The 13,057-nt window shown below is 64.8% G+C and carries 9 protein-coding genes and 1 pseudogene; 8 read left to right on the top strand and 2 right to left on the bottom strand.

Annotation, left to right across the window (positions count from 1 at the left end):
* Positions 1 to 9 precede the first annotated feature (9 nt).
* The 3 genes and pseudogenes from ABIE49_RS11710 (at position 10) to ABIE49_RS11700 (ending at position 4,232) form a co-directional block, all read left to right on the top strand.
* Positions 10 to 1,123, top strand: a pseudogene (locus ABIE49_RS11710) (molybdopterin-binding protein).
* Positions 1,124 to 1,136: 13 nt separating this feature from the next.
* The gene (locus ABIE49_RS11705; RefSeq protein WP_192740153.1) at positions 1,137 to 3,086 is read left to right on the top strand and encodes a molybdopterin biosynthesis protein; all 1,950 of its coding nucleotides are present in this window, start codon (positions 1,137 to 1,139) and stop codon (positions 3,084 to 3,086) included.
* A gap of 15 nt (positions 3,087 to 3,101) precedes the next feature.
* A complete protein-coding gene (locus ABIE49_RS11700; protein WP_192740152.1) occupies positions 3,102 to 4,232 on the top strand; it encodes an FAD-dependent monooxygenase in 1,131 nt (376 codons plus the stop codon).
* A gap of 155 nt (positions 4,233 to 4,387) precedes the next feature.
* Here the strand turns inward: ABIE49_RS11700 and mobA are convergent, their stop codons facing one another.
* The gene (mobA, locus tag ABIE49_RS11695; RefSeq protein ID WP_354066762.1) at positions 4,388 to 5,011 is read right to left on the bottom strand and encodes a molybdenum cofactor guanylyltransferase MobA; all 624 of its coding nucleotides are present in this window, start codon (positions 5,009 to 5,011) and stop codon (positions 4,388 to 4,390) included.
* The gene (locus tag ABIE49_RS11690) at positions 5,001 to 5,891 is read right to left on the bottom strand and encodes a formate dehydrogenase accessory sulfurtransferase FdhD (RefSeq protein ID WP_192740150.1); all 891 of its coding nucleotides are present in this window, start codon (positions 5,889 to 5,891) and stop codon (positions 5,001 to 5,003) included. The genes mobA and ABIE49_RS11690 overlap by 11 nt, the downstream gene beginning before the upstream one ends.
* 93 nt (positions 5,892 to 5,984) lie before the next feature.
* On the opposite strand from ABIE49_RS11690, the gene mobB reads away from it, so the two are divergent.
* From mobB to fdhF, 5 genes are all read left to right on the top strand, one after another.
* Positions 5,985 to 6,512, top strand: coding sequence for a molybdopterin-guanine dinucleotide biosynthesis protein B (gene mobB / locus ABIE49_RS11685; RefSeq protein WP_192740149.1), 528 nt, complete (start codon positions 5,985 to 5,987; stop codon positions 6,510 to 6,512).
* Between the two features lie 6 nt (positions 6,513 to 6,518).
* The gene (locus ABIE49_RS11680; protein WP_192740148.1) at positions 6,519 to 7,772 is read left to right on the top strand and encodes a molybdopterin molybdotransferase MoeA; all 1,254 of its coding nucleotides are present in this window, start codon (positions 6,519 to 6,521) and stop codon (positions 7,770 to 7,772) included.
* Positions 7,773 to 7,814: 42 nt separating this feature from the next.
* Entirely contained in the window at positions 7,815 to 8,054 is a 240-nt protein-coding gene (locus ABIE49_RS11675; RefSeq protein ID WP_192740147.1) for a sulfurtransferase TusA family protein, read from the top strand.
* Between the two features lie 282 nt (positions 8,055 to 8,336).
* Positions 8,337 to 10,046 (top strand): NADH-ubiquinone oxidoreductase-F iron-sulfur binding region domain-containing protein, encoded by a 1,710-nt coding sequence (locus ABIE49_RS11670; protein WP_192740146.1) that lies wholly within the window; start codon positions 8,337 to 8,339, stop codon positions 10,044 to 10,046.
* Positions 10,043 to 12,808, top strand: a complete 2,766-nt coding sequence (gene fdhF / locus ABIE49_RS11665) for a formate dehydrogenase subunit alpha (protein WP_192740145.1) — start codon at positions 10,043 to 10,045, stop codon at positions 12,806 to 12,808. The genes ABIE49_RS11670 and fdhF overlap by 4 nt, the downstream gene beginning before the upstream one ends.
* Positions 12,809 to 13,057: the final 249 nt, after the last annotated feature.

The raw sequence follows: 13,057 nt of genomic DNA, 5'->3' as shown, positions 1-13,057 counted from the left end.
TAGCGGGCCATGACCCCGAACCAGCGCCTGCCGACCTCGCTTACGCCGCTCGATGTGGCGCTCGCCGCCCTGTTGCACGGCGTCGAGCCGGTAACGCCTGCGGAACTGCCGCTAGCGGAGGCGCTGCGTTGTATTGCCGCCGACATGCCGCCATCCAGTGCGTTGCCGCCGCACGACATCGCCGCCAGCGACGGCTTTGCGTTGTGCGCCCGCGATCTCGTCGGCGCGTCGTCCTATTCGCCATTGCCATTGGCGGCGTTGCCGGTCTGGGTCGAACTGGGGGACGCGATGCCCGCCGGCTGCGACTGCGTGCTCGATGCCGATTCCGTCGAGCTATCAGGCCCGATGCCGCAGGTGCTGGCGGAAGCGATCCCGGGGCAGGGTGTGCGCCGGGCCGGTGGTGACATTGCCGCAGGCAGCAGTGTGGTCGAGGCCGGGCGGCGCGTGCTGGCACGTGACCTCATGATCGCGCGGGCGGCGGGAATAGAGCGGCTGAAGGTGCGCCAGCCGCGCCTGCGCATCGTCAACATTCCCGGCGGCTCGGTGACGTCGGACCTGATCGCGGAAAGCGTGCGCACCGCCGGCGCCGATGTGGTGTCCGTTACCGCTGCCGGCCGCGATGCCGCATCGATTATCGCGGCGATCGACGTCGGCGCATGCGACCTGCTGTTGATTGTCGGCGGCAGCGGCGTCGGCCGCACCGACGCGACGGTGTCGGCATTGGCCGGGTGTGGCGAGGTTCTCGCCCACGGCATCGCCGTGCAGCCCGGCCGCACCTCGGCGGTCGGCCGCATCGGCAACACGCCCGTGGTCGTGCTGCCGGGCGCGCCCGATCAGGCGTTCGCGGCCTGGTGGACGCTGGCGTTGCCCGCACTCGACCGGCTGTCGGGCCGGCGGCCGCGCAAGACGCTCAATTCTGCCGCTGGCGCGCAAGATCGCCTCTGGAGTTGGCATTGCGGAAGTCGTGCTGCTGGAGCGAAAAGCGGGAGCCTGGGTGACGCTGGCGGCCGGGGAACTGTCGCTCGATGCGATCGCACGCGCCGAGGCCTGGTTAACCGTGCCGGGCGGCGCGGAAGGATTTGCGGCAGGCAGCGGCGTCGATGGCTATATGCTGCGGGAATGATATGGATGCCGGCATGACCCGTACACCCTCGCCGAAAGACCGTGAACCCGTCGATCAGGATCAGTTCTTGATCATCCTGTCGCGCGAGGAAGCTCTGGCGCGGTTTGAAGCCGCGCTGTTTCCGCGCGCGGTGCCCGGCGAGCGGTGGGCGCTAGCGGATGCACTCGGCTGCGCGTTGGCCGAAGATGTCGTGGCGCCGATCGACGTGCCGCCGTTCGATCGTTCCAACGTCGATGGTTTTGCGGTGCGTTCCGCCGATCTCGCTTCAGCCGGCGAAGCAACGCCGGCGCGGATGATGCTGAATGACGAGGTGATCGCCTGCGGCACCGCGCCGACGCGGCCGGTGCTATCGGGAACCGCCACGTCGATTGCGACCGGCGGTCCGGTGCCACGCGGCGCCGATGCCATCGTCATGGTCGAGCACACCCAGCCGTCAGGAACCCGCGCGATCGAAATTCGCCGCGCCGCTTCGCCCGGTCAGTTCGTCTCTTATGCGGGCTCCGACATCGCGCGCGGCGAGGTGCTGCTGCGCACAGGCACCATGATTGGCTCGCGCGAGATCGGGATGCTGGCGGCCTGCGGCATCGCGCAAGTCGCCGTCGCGCGCCCGCTGCGCGTCGCCATTATCTCGACCGGCGACGAACTGGTGCAGCCGGGTTCGCCGCTGCGCCCGGCCGCGATCTACGACACCAACGGCGCGATCGTCACCGCGGCGATATCGGAGAACGGCGGCGAGGCGATATTTCTGGGCGCCATTCCCGACGACGAGGCGCAGCTTGAATCTGCGATGCGCAGCGCGCTGCAGATCAGCGACATGCTGGTGCTCTCGGGCGGCACCTCGAAAGGTGCGGGAGATGTGACCCACCGCATCATCGCGCGGCTCGGCAAGCCCGGCATCATTGCGCATGGCGTCGCGCTGAAGCCGGGCAAGCCGCTATGCCTTGCGGTCTGCGACGGCAAGCCGGTGGTGATCCTGCCGGGATTTCCAACCTCGGCGATGTTCACCTTCCACGATATGATCGTGCCGGTGCTGCGGCGCATGGCGGGGCTGCCGCCGCGTTTGGACGCCAAGGTCAGCGCCAGAATTCCGGTGCGGATCGCCTCCGAACTCGGCCGCACCGAATTCGTCATGGTCTCGCTGGTCGAGGGAACGGACGGTCTGATCGCCTATCCCACAGGCAAGGGCTCGGGCGCGATCACCTCATTCGCGCAGGCCGATGGTTTTCTGCGCATCGATGCGCTGGCCGACCAGATGCCGGCAGGCACTGATGCCGAAGTGACGCTGTTCACGCCCCATGTGCGGGTGCCTGATCTCGTGATCGTCGGCAGCCACTGCACCGGGCTCGATCTCGTCACCGCGCCGCTGGCGCGCGCCGGGCTTTCGGTGCGGTCGATCGCGGTCGGCAGTCTCGGCGGATTGGCGGCGGCAAAACGCGGTGAGTGCGATTTCGCGCCGATCCATCTGTTCGATGACAAGACCGAAACCTACAACACGCCTTATCTCACCGACGGACTTGAACTGGTGCCGGGCTGGCGGCGGATGCAGGGCATCGTGTTCCGCAAGGGCGATGCACGCTTCGAGGGCTTGGGCGCCGAGGCCGCGGTGCGTGTGGCGCTCGCCGATCCCGCCTGCATCATGGTCAACCGCAACCAGGGCGCCGGCACGCGCATCCTGATCGACCGGCTGCTGGCGGGCGCGAGGCCCGACGGGTACTGGAATCAGCCGCGCTCGCATAACGCGGTCGCCGCTGCCGTGGCGCAGCATCGCGCCGACTGGGGCATGACCATCGCGCCGGTGGCCCATGCATCCGACCTGGGTTTCATTCCCTTTGCCGAAGAGCATTATGATTTCGCGCTGGTGACGGCGCGCAAGCAGCGGGCGGCGGTACAGGCTTTTCTCGACGCGCTGGCGTCGGAAGAAGGTCGCGCGGCACTGGAAAGAGCCGGGTTCCGACCGGCCTGAAATGGCGGGGAGGCGATGACGCGGCGTCTTTCGATTGCAATCATCGGCGCTGGCATGGGCGGCCTCGCTTCGGCCGCGGCGCTGCGGCGGGTCGGCATCGACGTCACCGTCTATGAGCAGGCCTCGCAATTCGCGCGATTGGGTGCCGGCATCCAGATCGGCTGCAACGCCATGAAGGTGCTGCGCGGGCTGGGGCTCGAGGAAAGGTTGCGCAGCCAGTCGTTCTATCCACGCTCCTGGAACAACCGCGACTGGCGCACCGGCGAAGTCAAGTTCGACATGATTTTTGGCGAGAGCGCCGAACAGAAGTTTGGCGCGCCCTACCTGCTGGCGCATCGCGGCGATTTGCATGCAGCGCTGGCGAGCGCCGTTCCCGATGAATGCGCCAGGTTAAACCATAAGCTGGTCGGGCTGGATGAGATCGGCGGTGGCATCCGACTCTCTTTCGCGAATGGCGAAACCGCGGTCGCTGACGCGGTCATCGGCGCCGATGGCATTCACTCTGTCGTGCGGGACATCCTGTTCGACACCTCGCCGGTGCACTTTACTGGGCGTATCGCCTACCGCACGACCTATCCCGCAGCACTGCTCGGCGGTGAGAAAATCGACGACTGCACCAAATGGTGGGGCGAGGACCGGCACATCGTCATCTACTACGTCAAGCCGGACCGCAGCGAAATCTATCTCGTCACCAGCCAGCCGGAGCCGGAATTCCGGATCGAGTCGTGGTCGGCCAAGGGCGACGTCAGGGAGTTGCGCAAGGCGTTTGCGGGCTTCGATCGCCAGGTCGAGCAGGTGTTGGCCGCCTGCCCGGACGTGCACAAATGGGCGATCGTCGATCGCAATGCGCTGAAACGCTGGGGTGAGGGCAACGTGACGCTGCTCGGCGACGCCTGCCACCCGATGACGCCCTACATGGCGCAGGGGGCGGCGATGGCGATCGAGGACGCCGCGGTACTGTCACGCTGTCTCGACGGCGTCGAGCGCGATGGCGTGCCGAATGCGTTTCGAAGGTTTGAGGCAACCCGCAAGGCGCGAACCGCGCGGATCCAGCAGACCTCGCGAACCAATACCTGGCTCAGCGGAAAGACCGATACAGATTGGGTCTATGGCTACGATGCCTGGACCGTGCCGCTGGCGGCGTGAGTTGCGCTGGCCACGCCGCTTCGTCGTCCCCGCGAACGCGGGGACCCATACGCTGCGGCCTGGCTGATGAAAGGCGGTGGTTGATGCCTTGCTTAACTGACAACGTCCTGTGGCTATGGGTCCCCGCGTTCGCGGGGACGACGGAGAGAGTTGAATCAACCCCCGTCCAGCGCGGCCAGCCGCTCCGCTTCGGCAATGTCGTCCATGGTGTTGGCGTTGAAGAACGGGTCGAGCGGCTGTATCGGCCAGGTCACGGTGGCGAGCCTGTAGCGTGCGGTCCAGCGATCGATCTTCCTGACGTCCTCGACCACAAGCGCGTGGCGGAGTTGTTCGCGCAAAGCCACGCTCCACAGGCCGATCACAGGATGCGACTGGCCGTCGGACGCGGCGACCGCAAGCTCTGCGTTCTCGTCGCGTAGCGCCCCAACGAGACGCGCCACGAGATCGCGCGGTAGGAACGGGCAGTCTGCCGCGGCGCTTAGCACCCACTTGACCTCCGGCCGGTTGGCCGCGGCCCAATCCAGCGCCGCCAGGATGCCGGCCAGCGGACCGGGAAAATCGGCGACGCCGTCCGCGATGACAGGCAGCCCGAACGCCGCAAAGCGCGCGGGATCGCCATTGGCGTTGAGAATGAGCCCGTCGCATTGCGGCTGCAGCCGCGCGATCACGCGGTCGAGGATGGTGCGGCCGCCGATCGTGCGCATCGGCTTGTCGCCGCCGCCCATCCGCCGCGCCAAGCCGCCGGCAAGCAGCACGCCCGGTATTACTTCACTCGTCACGGTCTTCGCCCTTGCGCTTGTGCCGCGCCGATTCTTCCTCGACAAAGGCGAGATTCTGGTCGAACACGATGCGCTCCTGGCCTGACAGCGCGATGAACCGCTTGCCGCGCGTGCGCCCGACCAGCGTCAGCCCGACCTGCCGCGCCAGTTCGACGCCCCATGCCGTGAAACCCGAGCGCGATACCAGGATGGGAATTCCCATCCGCACCGTCTTGATCACCATCTCGGACGTCAGCCGTCCCGTGGTGTAGAGAATCTTGTCGCCGGGATCGACGCCGTGGCGATAGATCCAGCCCGCGATCTTGTCGACGGCGTTATGGCGGCCGACATCCTCGGTGTAGCAGACCGGCGTGCCCTCCTTGCACAGCACGCAGCCATGGATCGCGCCGGCTTCGAGATAGAGCGAGGGCATGGTGTTGATCGCATGCGTCATCTCGTAGAGCCACGAGGTGCGCAGTTCCGCCTTCGGCAGTGCGACGCTTTCTACGGCTTCCAGCAGGTCGCCGAACGCGGTGCCCTGCGCGCAGCCCGAGGTCTGCGTGCGCTTTTTCAGCTTGGCCTCGAAATTGGTGTGGTGCTCGGTGCGTACCACCACCACCTGCAGGTCGTCGTCATATTCGACTTCGGTGACGACGTCGTCGTATTTCAGCATGTTCTGGTTCAACAGATACCCGAGCGCGAGATATTCCGGGTAGTCGCCGATCGTCATCATGGTGACGATCTCCTGCGCGTTCAAATACAGCGTCAGCGGCCGCTCCACCGGCACCCTGATTTCCACCGTGGCGCCGGTCTGGTCGGTCCCGGTGACGCGCTCGGTCAGCCTGGGATCATCAGGATTGGGCACGATCAGGGGGACGGGGGCTTTTTCGATCTTCATCATTTCCGCAGGTTAGCATGACATTGGCTCGCAGCCGATATAAAGCACCTCAGGAGAAAGCCCAGCCCGGTTCCGGCTAGGGTTGCGGAGAATGCAATGAAAGTGATTGGCCTCGCGGGATGGAGCGGCGCCGGCAAGACCACCTTGCTGGCGCGGGTGATCCCGCATTTGCTGAAAGACGGCCTGCGGGTTTCCGTGATCAAGCACGCCCATCACGCCTTCGACGTCGATATCCCGGGTAAGGATTCCTGGCGGCATCGCGAGGCCGGCGCCACCGAGGTGCTGGTGTCTTCCGCGCGGCGCTGGGCCCTGATGCATGAATTGCGCGGCGCCGAGGAGCCGCGTCTGCCGGAGCTATTGACCAAAATGTCGCGGGTCGATCTCGTCGTCATCGAGGGTTTTAAGCGCGAGCCGCATCGCAAGATCGAGGTTTATCGCGCCGCCAACGGCAAGCCGTTTTTGTTCCCCGATGATCCCGGCGTGGTCGGCCTCGCCACCGATACCGCGGTTGAAACCAGGCTTCCCACCGCCCATCTCGATGATATCGAGGCAATTGCCGCGATGATGCTGCGCTCGGCGATATCGGTCGAAGAGGTGCTGGCAAAGAGCGAAGCGGAGAGCTAATTCGCGATGGCGCAATTGTCCGACGATTGCTTTGCCTTCGGCGGTCCGATGATGTCGGTCGATGAGGCCGTCGGCATCATCGCTGCGCGCGTCACGGCCGTGCAGGAGGTCGAGACCGTCGCGCTCGCCAATGCCGACGGACGCGTGCTTGCGCAGGATGTTTCGGCACCGCTGCCGCTGCCGCCCTTCACCAATTCCGCCGTCGACGGCTACGCAGTGTCGAGCCGCGATCTGCCCAAAGACAAGGAGCAGGCGTTTGCGGTGACAGGCCGCGTTCAGGCCGGCGCTTCCGCAGGCGCGCCGATCAAGCCGCGCGAGGCGGTGCGGATCTTTACCGGCGCGCCGATGCCCGGCGGCGCCGATACCGTGTTCATGCAGGAAGATGTTCGCGTTGAGGGTGGCAAGGTGGTGCTTCCGGCGGGGCTGAAGCCCGGCGCCAATGTGCGTCCCGCGGGCGAGGATATCCCGTTGGGCCACGCGGCATTGAAGGCCGGACAAAGGCTCCGGCCGCAGGATGTGGCGCTGGCAGCCGCATTCGGCCTGACCGAACTTGGCGTCAACAGGCGCATCCGCGTCGCGGTGTTCTCCACCGGCAATGAGCTGGTCTCGCCGGGCGAGCCACGCGCGGCGGCGCAGCTGTTTGATTCAAACCGTTTCATGCTGATGGCGATGCTGGCGCGACTCGGCTGCGAGGTCAGCGACCTCGGCATTATCAGGGACGAACCCACCGCGCTCGCTGCCGCGCTGCAAAAGGTCGCCGGCGCCCATGATCTGATCCTCACCACCGGCGGCGTATCGACCGGCGAAGAAGATCACGTCAAGGCCAGTGTCGAAAGCGTGGGCTCGCTCGTGCTGTGGCGAATGGCGATCAAGCCGGGACGTCCCGTGGCGATGGGGATCATCGGCGGCACACCGTTCATCGGCCTGCCGGGCAATCCGGTGGCGAGTTTTGTCACCTTCGCCCACGTGGTGCGGCCGACCATTTTTGCTTTGTCAGGCGCGCAGCAACAGAAGCTGTTGCCGATGCCGGTTCGCGCCGCCTTCGCCTACAAGAAGAAAATCGCCCGTCGCGAATATGTGCGCGTCACTTTGCGCAAGGCTTCGGATGGCGCGCTCGAAGCGGTGAAGTTTCCGCGCGAGGGTGCGGGGCTGTTGTCCTCGCTGGTCGACACCGACGGGCTGATCGAACTCGGCGAAGAGATCACGCTCGTCGAGCCTGGCCAGACCGTCGGCTTCCTGTCCTATGCAAGCTTGATCTGATGGCGCATTGACGATGCGCATGCGCTTCGCCATGTTCCCGGCATGACCACGACAAAGCTCGATCTCACCGGTCTCAAATGTCCGCTGCCGGCGCTGAAGACGCGCAAGGCGCTCAAATCGGTCAAACCCGGCGAGCGGCTTGAAGTCCACTGCACCGATCCGCTGTCGGTGATCGATATCCCGAATCTGATCCGGGAAACCGGTGACAAGGTCGAGATCACGGAACGCGCGGAAGCCCGAATCGTATTCCTGATCGAGAAGGCGGACGGTGGCGTCAGTTGAGCCAGTTCATTCTGAATCTGTATCGACCGATTGCAAAACCAAATCGATGCGCATTCCCTATCGCATCATGAGACAGCTTTATTGATCTTTAGATCGATTCCAGTTCTCATTCGCTGATCGAAAAGATGGGCTTCGACGCGAAGCCTCGTCCGGGCGGCGAGCGGCATGACCGCGCCGGGCGTGCCCGCTTAAATGCTTATCAAAACGCGACAATTCTCTTGGCATCTGGCATGCCACGATTTATGATCGCGGAAACATACAGGCAGGAACGAGACATTTTCCATGGTTCAAGACGTGCAGAAAGTGCGTTCGTTCGAGCACCCCGGCGCCGGGCGGAAGCGGGCCAAGGCGACGCCGAAGGGCCGCCAGGTTGATCCGACCGCCGCGCACGAGATTGAACAGCTGCTCGGCGACCGGTCGCGGCAGCGCGATCTCTTGATCGAACATCTGCATCTGATCCAGGACACGTATCACCAGATTTCCGCTGCGCATCTCGCGGCACTCGCGGACGAGATGAAGCTGTCGTTTGCCGAAGTGTTCGAGACCGCGACCTTCTACGCGCATTTCGATATCGTGAAGGAAGGCGAGCCGGATATTGCGCCGCTGACCATTCGCGTCTGCGATTCGCTGACCTGCGCAATGTTGGGCGCGGAAAAGCTGTTGCATGAATTGCAGGATAGCGCCGGCCCCGGCATTCGCGTGGTGCGCGCGCCCTGCGTCGGCCGCTGCGATACCGCACCCGCTGCTGAAGTCGGCCATCACTTTGTCGACCATGCCACCACTGCAAGCGTGCTCGCCGCCGCGAAAGCCGGCGAGACCCATGCGCATTTGCCTGAGTATGTCGACTACGACACCTATGTCGCCGGCGGTGGTTACGCGCTGCTCAATCGCTTGCGCTCTGGCGCGCTTTCCAAGGAAGACTTGCTCAAATCGCTCGACGACGCCTCGCTGCGCGGCCTCGGCGGCGCCGGCTTCCCGACCGGGCGCAAATGGCGCGCGGTGCTCGGCGAGCCCGGCCCGCGGCTGATGGCGATCAATGGCGACGAGGGCGAGCCCGGCACCTTCAAGGATCGCTTTTACCTTGAAACCGACCCGCATCGCTTCCTCGAGGGCATGCTGATCGGCGCGCACGTGGTCGAGGCCACCGATGTCTACATCTACCTGCGCGACGAATATCCGGCCTCGCGCGAAATTCTCGAGCGCGAGATCGCAAAGCTGCCGCCGGGTGGACCGGTGCTGCATATGCGCCGCGGCGCCGGCGCCTATATCTGCGGCGAGGAATCCTCGCTGCTTGAAAGCATCGAGGGCAAGCGCGGGCTGCCCCGCCACAAGCCGCCATATCCGTTCCAGGTCGGCCTGTTCGGCCTGCCGACGCTGATCAACAATATCGAGACGCTGTGGTGGGTGCGCGACATCGTCGAGAAGGGCGCGGACTGGTGGAAGGGCAACGGCCGCAACGACCGCCACGGCCTGCGCAGCTATTCGGTGTCGGGCCGCGTCAAGAACCCCGGCATGAAGCTGGCTCCCGCGGGCGTCACCGTGCGCGAACTGATCGACGAGTTCTGCGGCGGCATGGCGCACGGACATACGTTCCACGCCTACCTGCCGGGCGGTGCGTCCGGCGGCATCCTGCCGGCGTCGATGGACAACATCCCGCTCGATTTCGGCACGCTGGAAAAATACGGCTGCTTCATCGGCTCGGCCGCGGTCGTGATCCTGTCCGAACAGGACAGCGTGCGGGGCGCGGCGCTGAACCTGATGCGCTTCTTCGAGGATGAGAGCTGCGGCCAGTGCACGCCGTGCCGGGTCGGCACCCAGAAGGCGGCGATCCTGATGGAACGTCCGGTCTGGAACCGCGAATTGCTCGACCAGTTGAGCCAGGCGATGCGCGATGCCTCGATCTGCGGGCTCGGGCAGGCGGCCTCGAATCCCCTGACGTCAGTGATTAAGTATTTTCCGGAAGAATTCGTGCCGAAAGAAGCCGCGGAATGACCAAGATCAAATTCGAACTCGACGGCAAGCAGGTTGAGGCCAACGCAGGCGAAACCATCTGGCAGGTGGCAAAGCGCCAGGGCCAGGAAATCCCGCATTTGTGCTATTCGCCCGCACCGGACTATCGGCCCGACGGCAATTGCCGCGCCTGCATGGTGGAGATCGAGGGCGAGCGCGTGCTGGCGGCATCCTGCAAGCGCACGCCTACCGTCGGCATGAAGGTGAAATCCGAAAGCGCGCGCGCGGTCGCAGCGCAGAAGATGGTGATGGAACTCTTGGTCGCCGACCAGCCGGCGCGCGAGACTTCCCACGATCCTGACTCAAAATTCTGGCATTGGGCCGAGAAGGTCGAGGTCACCGAAAGCCGTTTTCCCGCGGCGGAGCGCTGGGAAAGCGACGTCAGCCATCCCGCGATGAGCGTCAATCTCGACGCCTGCATCCAGTGCGGCCTGTGCGTGCGCGCCTGCCGGGAAGTGCAGGTCAACGACGTCATCGGCATGGCCTATCGCAGTCACGGGTCGAAAATCGTATTCGACTTCGATGATCCCATGGGTGAATCGACCTGCGTGGCCTGCGGCGAATGCGTGCAGGCGTGCCCGACCGGCGCATTGATGCCGTCGGTGATGCTGGACGAGAATCAGACCCGCGTGACCTATGCGGACAAGGAAGTCGACTCGCTGTGCCCGTTCTGCGGCGTCGGATGCCAGGTCACCTACCAGGTCAAGGACGAGAAGATCATTTACGCCGAGGGCCGTGACGGCCCGGCCAACCACAACCGGCTCTGCGTCAAGGGCCGCTTTGGATTTGACTACATCCATCACCCGCATCGCCTGACAAAGCCGCTGGTGCGGCTGCCGAACGCGAAGAAGGATGCCAACGACCAGGTCGATCCGGCCAATCCGTTCACGCATTTCCGCGAAGCGTCGTGGGAAGAGGCGCTCGATATCGCCGCCAACGGCCTTGTGAAGATCCGCGATGAGAAGGGCGTCAAGGCGCTGGCCGGTTTCGGCTCCGCCAAAGGCTCCAACGAAGAGGCTTATCTGTTCCAGAAGCTGGTGCGCACCGGCTTCGGCTCCAACAATGTCGATCACTGCACGCGGCTGTGCCACGCATCGTCAGTGGCGGCTCTGTTCGAAGGCCTGAGCTCCGGCGCGGTGTCGGCCCCGTTCGCGGCGGCGATGGACGCCGAAGTCATCATCGTGATCGGCGCAAATCCGACCGTCAACCACCCGGTCGCTGCAACCTACATCAAGAACGCGGCGAAGAAGGGCGCAAAGCTCTTCGTCCTGGATCCACGTCGGCAAACGCTGTCGCGCCACGCGACCAAGCATCTGCAGTTCAAGCCCGGCTCCGACGTCGCCATGCTGAATGCGATGATCAACACGATCATCACCGAAGGCCTGACCGACGATCAGTACATCGCGGGCTACACCGAGGGCTTTCAGGATCTCGAGGAAAAGATCAAGGAGTTCACGCCGGAGAAGATGGAGCCGATCTGCGGCATCCCGGCAGAAACCTTGCGCGAGGTGGCGCGGACCTATGCGCGCGCCAAATCGTCGATCATCTTCTGGGGCATGGGCATCAGCCAGCATGTCCACGGCACCGACAATGCCCGCTGCCTGATCGCGCTGGCGCTGATCACCGGACAAGTCGGCCGTCCCGGCACCGGCCTGCATCCGCTGCGCGGCCAGAACAACGTTCAGGGCGCGTCCGACGCCGGCCTGATCCCGATGTTCCTGCCGGACTACCAGCCGGTTTCCCGCGACGACATGCGCGGCAATTTCGAGAAGCTGTGGAACCAGGAGCTCGATCCGGTACGCGGCCTGACCGTGGTGGAGATCATGAACGCGATCCACGCCGGTGAGATCAAGGGCATGTATATCGAGGGCGAAAACCCCGCGATGTCCGATCCCGATCTTCAGCATGCGCGCGGAGCGCTCGCCATGCTCGATCATCTCGTGGTGCAGGACCTCTTCGTCACCGAGACCGCGTTCCACGCCGACGTCATCCTGCCGGCCTCGGCCTTTGCGGAAAAGGACGGCTCCTTCACCAACACCGACCGCCGCGTGCAGCTTGCGCGCCAGGTGATCAAGCCGCCGGGCGACGCGCGACAGGATCTCTGGATCATCCAGGAGATCGGCAAGCGCATGGGGCTGCCGTGGGATTATTCGGGTCCCGGCGACGTCTACACCGAGATGGCGCAGCTGATGCCGTCGCTCAAGAACATCAGCTGGGAGCGGCTGGTCCGTGAAGGGGCCGTCACCTATCCGGCGGATGACCCGAACAAGCCCGGCAACGAGATCATCTTCACCACCGGCTTCCCGACCGAGAGCGGTCGCGGCAAGATCGTGCCGGCCAAGGTCATTCCGCCGGACGAACTGCCGGACACCGAATATCCGATGGTGCTGTCGACCGGCCGCGTGCTCGAACATTGGCACACCGGCTCGATGACGCGCCGCTCCAATGTGCTCGACCAGATCGAGCCGGAGGCGGTCGCGTTCATGTCGCCGAAGGATATGCGGCGCCTCAGCGTATGGCCCGGCGATTTCATCAAGCTGGAAACCCGCCGCGGCGCGGTCGAGATCAAGGTGCGCTCCGACCGTGACGTGCCGGAGAACATGGTGTTCATGCCGTTCTGCTACGCCGAGGCGGCGGCAAACCTCTTGACCAACCCGGCGCTCGATCCATTCGGCAAGATCCCAGAATTCAAGTTCTGCGCGGTGCGCGCCGAAAGGGCCGAGCTGCGGACGGCAGCGGAGTAGGTTCGAACGTGCCAGCCCGCTAAAGCGCGACGTGATGAGTTGAATTGGTCTGGCGGCGACTTGCTGCACCTCTCCCGCTTGCGGGGTCGAGACGAGCGAAGCTCGCTCTTAGGTCGGCGCGGAGCGCCGGGTGGGGGCTCTCTCCGCATTGGGAGTGTTCATTGTGGAGACACCCCCACCCCAGCCCTCCCCCGCAAGCGGGAGAGGGAGCGCACCTCCTCCGCAGCTCACAACCAGACCTGAATCATC

Source organism: Bradyrhizobium sp. OAE829, assembly GCF_040546575.1.
In the GTDB taxonomy this organism is placed as follows: Bacteria; Pseudomonadota; Alphaproteobacteria; order Rhizobiales; family Xanthobacteraceae; genus Bradyrhizobium.
This window is presented reverse-complemented; position numbering and strand designations above follow the sequence as displayed.

Excerpts from the sequence above, each read along its gene's own strand:
- ABIE49_RS11705 (WP_192740153.1), top strand. The coding sequence starts at position 1,137 with ATGACCCGTACACCCTCGCCGAAAGACCGTGAACCCGTCGATCAGGAT.
- ABIE49_RS11700 (WP_192740152.1), top strand. The coding sequence starts at position 3,102 with ATGACGCGGCGTCTTTCGATTGCAATCATCGGCGCTGGCATGGGCGGC.
- ABIE49_RS11690 (WP_192740150.1), bottom strand. The coding sequence starts at position 5,891 with ATGATGAAGATCGAAAAAGCCCCCGTCCCCCTGATCGTGCCCAATCCT.
- mobB (WP_192740149.1), top strand. The coding sequence starts at position 5,985 with ATGAAAGTGATTGGCCTCGCGGGATGGAGCGGCGCCGGCAAGACCACC.
- ABIE49_RS11680 (WP_192740148.1), top strand. The coding sequence starts at position 6,519 with ATGGCGCAATTGTCCGACGATTGCTTTGCCTTCGGCGGTCCGATGATG.
- ABIE49_RS11675 (WP_192740147.1), top strand. The coding sequence starts at position 7,815 with ATGACCACGACAAAGCTCGATCTCACCGGTCTCAAATGTCCGCTGCCG.
- ABIE49_RS11670 (WP_192740146.1), top strand. The coding sequence starts at position 8,337 with ATGGTTCAAGACGTGCAGAAAGTGCGTTCGTTCGAGCACCCCGGCGCC.
- fdhF (WP_192740145.1), top strand. The coding sequence starts at position 10,043 with ATGACCAAGATCAAATTCGAACTCGACGGCAAGCAGGTTGAGGCCAAC.